This is a genomic window from Dellaglioa sp. CoH-56-MRSF-11 (assembly GCF_056782135.1).
Genome location: NZ_JBXAYE010000025.1, coordinates 1 through 475, shown reverse-complemented (window position 1 = coordinate 475; position 475 = coordinate 1). Strand labels below are relative to the sequence as shown.

The 475-nt window shown below is 60.4% G+C and carries 1 protein-coding gene; it reads right to left on the bottom strand.

The genetic code is table 11. The features are described 5' to 3' along the window. Positions 1-49 precede the first annotated feature (49 nt). A partial coding sequence (locus AC1RPT_RS07640) for a hypothetical protein (RefSeq protein ID WP_481762959.1) occupies positions 50-475 on the bottom strand: 426 nt, incomplete at its 5' end.

Sequence of the window (475 nt, the reverse complement as noted above, 5' to 3'; positions counted from 1 at the left end):
ATTCAAGTCTCAGGTGACTCAATTAAAATTGCTGTTTGTGAACCGATGCTTAGTGAGCGTCGAACGTGATGCCAAGGAACGGGATTTCCGCGCCCGGGATTTGCGTAACGTACGCACCCGGCACCGCGACACCGGCCGGAGCCGTACCCGGCGTACCGAGCGTCAGCATGCCGTTAGCGGCCACACAGATTTGCGTCGAGGCCGAACCACCAGCAGCTGCCCAGTTCTTCGATGCGTCGAATTGCGAAGTGAACACCGTACCGCGCGTAATCACGCCGATTTGCTGGACGTAATCGCCAACGTAGCCGCCCGGCTGCACGTCACCGAACAGGACCCGGCGCTGCACTGCCGTCAGCGTGTACTCGTAAGTCACGGTAACCGTGTCGCCTGCCGTCAGGCCCGAGACCGTTTGGCCCGTGACCTTGACCGTCGTGCCGTCAACCGGAACCCATGCGCTGGTCGTTTGGTCGTAGAT